Raw genomic sequence first — 3710 nt, 5'->3', positions numbered from 1 at the left:
CGCGGCCTGGGTCACTGGGGTCACCTCGGTACCGGGCTTGTAGTCGGCGAAAAAGTCCCACCAGGCTCGGTCGACCGAGTTCGGGTCCTGGAGGTACTGCTGGTAGATCTCGTCGACGAGCCACTCATTGGGGCCGAAGCCAGTGGAGCTTGCCGAGCTGTTGGGGGTTTCAGGGGACTGTGGCGACACGGCGGCAACCGCCCTCTTCCGCTTCCTTTTGGGATGTTTGGACAGCGGGGATTAAGGCTACGCCCCTGACCAGTGATCGCGCAGTCCCCGGGGCCCAGGCGTCGCCCAGATCACAGTGCTGACCTGCACTTTGGCTGAAAAAGTGCGTTAGAAAGCCGTATCTGAGGGGAACCGATCAGCGCCGAACAGGGGGCATATCGGGGCCAAAGCGGACAAAAACCCGGCCAAATCCTCTAACGATCTTCGTAGACCGCTGTGTCGGATCTGTGACAAATGTCCCGACCGTCGCTCTGACGCCGTGCGGGCAGCCGGACCTCGATCCGGCAGCCGCGCGGGGACTCGGCCACCGCGATCCGTCCGCCGTGCAGGTCCACCGCCCAGCGGGCGATGGCCAGGCCCAGTCCGGTGCCGCCGTCCGAGCCCGGTCCGGCGGCGGTCGCGGTGCCGCTGCGGCTGAACCGCTCGAAGACCCGGGAGCGGTCGGCCGGCGGGATGCCGGGGCCCTCGTCCTCGACCTCCAGCAGCAGGCCGCCCTCCTCGCCCTCCGGCCTCGCCCGCACCGTCACGGTGCCGCCGGGCGGGGAGTGCTTGCAGGCGTTGTCGACCAGGTTGGCGACCACCTGGTGGAGCCGTTCCGGGTCCGCCACGCCGGTCAGGCCGGTCGGGCTGACCTCCAGGGCCAGCCGGACGTCCCCGCGCCGGGAGAAGGCGCCGCCGGCCGTCGCACCGTCCACGGTGACCCCGCGCAGCACGCCGTCCAGGAACTCGCGCACCTCGAAGGGGCGGGCGTCCAGGGCGACCACGCCGTCGTCGATCTTGGAGAGGTCGAGCAGGTGGGTGACCAGGCGGCCGAGCCGCTCGGTCTGCTCCAGGGCCGCCCCCAGGGTGGCCGGATTGGGCTGGACGACGCCGTCCACCACGTTCTCCAGGACGGCGCGCAGCGCGGCGATCGGCGTCCGCAGTTCGTGCGAGACGTTGGCGACCAGCTCGCGGCGGTGCCGGTCGGCGGCCTGGAGGTCGGCGGCCATGGCGTTGAAGGCGGCCGCCAGCTCGCCGATCTCGTCGCGCGAGTTCACCTCGACCCGGCGGCTGTAGTCGCCGGAGGCCATCGCGCGGGCGGCGGCCGTCATCTCGCGCAGGGGGGCGGTCAGCCCGTGCGCGAGGAACTGCATGAAGAGCAGTGAGGCGATCATGGAGAAGACCATGATGATCCGGATCTGGGTCTCGGACCGGATCGCCACGACCACCATCCCGGTGGCCAGGCACACGGAGACGATCACGAGCAGGGTGAGCTTGCCCTTGATCGAGCGGACCGGGTCGAGCGGCCGGATGTCGGCCCAGACCCGGCGGGCGGCACGGGCGGCCAGGTTCTGCGGCCGCGTGTCGGCGGATTCCCCGTTGCGTTGCTGTGGAAAGGTCATCGGTTCCTTGTGGTCCCCGCGGTGTCGGCCCGCGTGGTGGCACGGCGTCGTCCGGGCTGCGGGCCCCCCGGTGGCCCGTCGCCCTGGGAGGCCCTAGGAGAGCGGGGCCTCCAGCGCGTATCCGACACCGTGGACGGTGCGGATCCAGCTGGCGCCGATCTTCCGGCGCAGCGCCTTGACGTGGCTGTCCACCGTGCGGGTGCCGGAGGCGTCGGTCCAGTCCCAGACCTCGGCCAGCAGCTGCTCGCGGGTGAGCACGGCGCGCGGCTGGGCGGCCAGGCAGGCGAGCAGGTCGAACTCGGTCGGCGTCAGGTGGACGTCGCCCGAGGCCAGCCGGACCCGGCGCTGCACGTGGTCGATCTCCAGCTCGCCGAACCGCAGGCTGCCCAGCGCGGGCGTGCGGGCGGCCTGCTGGGCGCGCTCGACGCGGCGCAGCAGGACGTTGACGCGGGCGGCCAGTTCGCGCATCGAGAACGGCTTGGTCATGTAGTCGTCCGCGCCGACGCCGAGGCCGACCAGCAGGTCCGTCTCGTCGTCGCGGGCGGTCAGCATCAGCACCGGCACCGGGCGCTGGGCCTGGATCCGGCGGCACACCTCCAGGCCGTCGAAGCCGGGCAGCATGATGTCGAGGACCACCAGGTCCGGCTGCCAGGTGTGGAAGCCGTCGACCGCGCCGGGGCCGTCGTGGGCCACGGCGACCTTGAAGCCCTCGGCGCCCAGCCGGGCGGCGATCGACTCGGCGATCGTGGGCTCGTCCTCCACCACCAGGACTCTGCGCTGGCTGCTCACAGTGCCGCCGGCGTTGTGGTTGTCCTGCTGAATCTCTGTCACGGTCACGCCACCGCCCCCAGGGCTGCGGGCCGGCCACCTGTGGGGATGGCGGGGCTCCGCTCGTAGTCTTGTTCCGTCGTGGACTGTGCCGGGTCCGCCGTCCCGTCGCGCGATCGGGAGCCGAGGACGGATGGTCGGCCGCCCACTTCTCCCGCGCACTTCGCAGCGTACGGACAGCGGATGCTTCCCGGCAGGTGGACCGGACGTTTCCGGCCCGTGGGCCGGCTGTCGGGCCGCCCTCGGACCCACTGCACGAGTGGGCACGGGCCGATACCTTACCCGTCGAATTTTCTCTGCGTAACGGTACGTATGCAGTGCAGTTGACGCCAAGTCGCCGGTCAGAGGCCCTGGTGCCCCGTTTATGGGGAGAAGGTCTGGACCAATGTCGGGAATCCGGCGGTCCGCTACGGCGACGGTCTTCACGGGCTTCTTTCAGGTGCCTCTCAGAACCTCGACGTACCGTGGCCACGTGAGCGCCCGGCCGGGCGGAATCCGCGGCGCGCGCCGGTACGTTGGGCATCCGGCGGGGAGCCGGTGGCTGCGGCGTGGAGCGGAGGCGGCATGGCGGGACTCGGGCGGGGTGCCGACGGGTACGGGAGTGCGGGGGCGCCGTACGGAATGCTCCGCCTCGGGCTGCGCACCGGCGTCCTGGAATGGCTGCTGGAGCGGGTGCCGACGCCCCGGAGAACGCCCTTTACGCTCGGGTACCTCGCCGTCGTGGGAGCCACCACGACCTTCGCCCGGCTCGCCGATCCGGAACTCGTCCAGCGTCTGCAGGAGGCCTCCAGTTCGGACGGCCACAACCTGCTCCAGCATCCTTTGCGCGCCCTTGTGCTGAGCGGGTTCTGGGTGGCCGGCGAGGTGTGGATGCCGTACCTGTGGGGATTCGCCCTCACCCTCGCCCCGTTGGAGCGCAGGGTCGGCCCGGCCCGGGCCGCGGCGGTGTTCGCGGCCGGGCATGTCGCGGCGACGCTGCTCTCCCAGGGGGTGGTGATCACCGCGGTGGAGACCGGGCGGATGGCGCCCGAGGCGATGGACTACCTGGACATCGGGGTCAGCTACGGCGTGCTCGCCTGCCTGGGCGCGGTGGCCGGGCTGCTCTCCTGGCGCGGGCGGCTGCTCGCGCTGGGCGGCGCCGGGCTGATGATCGCCGAGCAGATCGCCACCGACAAGGACGTGATCACCGGGGTGGGGCACCCGGCCGCGGTGCTGACCGGGGTCGCGCTGTGGCGCTGGCTGCGCCGGGCCGAGCGGCGCCCGCCCCGGCCG

The 3710-nt window shown here is 71.8% G+C and carries 4 protein-coding genes; 1 reads left to right on the top strand and 3 read right to left on the bottom strand.

Going from position 1 to position 3710, the window contains the following annotated elements; all coding sequences use genetic code 11:
* The 3 genes from AE652_RS37440 to AE652_RS37430 all read right to left on the bottom strand — a co-directional run.
* Window positions 1-189, bottom strand: a 189-nt coding sequence (locus AE652_RS37440; protein WP_049659723.1) for a hypothetical protein, incomplete at its 3' end; no start/stop codon positions are given.
* 233 nt (window positions 190-422) lie between these two features.
* Complete coding sequence (locus AE652_RS37435; RefSeq protein WP_082346227.1) at window positions 423-1610, bottom strand: cell wall metabolism sensor histidine kinase WalK; 1188 nt, start codon at window positions 1608-1610, stop codon at window positions 423-425.
* Between the two features lie 93 nt (window positions 1611-1703).
* A complete protein-coding gene (locus AE652_RS37430) occupies window positions 1704-2441 on the bottom strand; it encodes a response regulator transcription factor (protein ID WP_181970677.1) in 738 nt (245 codons plus the stop codon).
* A gap of 561 nt (window positions 2442-3002) precedes the next feature.
* Between AE652_RS37430 and AE652_RS37425 the strand changes: the two genes are divergently transcribed.
* On the top strand, window positions 3003-3710 hold a 708-nt coding region (locus AE652_RS37425; RefSeq protein ID WP_159028672.1), incomplete at its 3' end, for a rhomboid-like protein.

Origin of the sequence: Kitasatospora sp. MY 5-36 (genome assembly GCF_001182915.1) — a bacterium.
Taxonomy (GTDB): domain Bacteria; phylum Actinomycetota; class Actinomycetes; order Streptomycetales; family Streptomycetaceae; genus Kitasatospora.
This window is presented reverse-complemented; position numbering and strand designations above follow the sequence as displayed.

Bases quoted from the DNA above. Each gene is read 5' to 3' on its own strand.
- AE652_RS37435 (WP_082346227.1), bottom strand. From the start codon at position 1,610: ATGACCTTTCCACAGCAACGCAACGGGGAATCCGCCGACACGCGGCCG.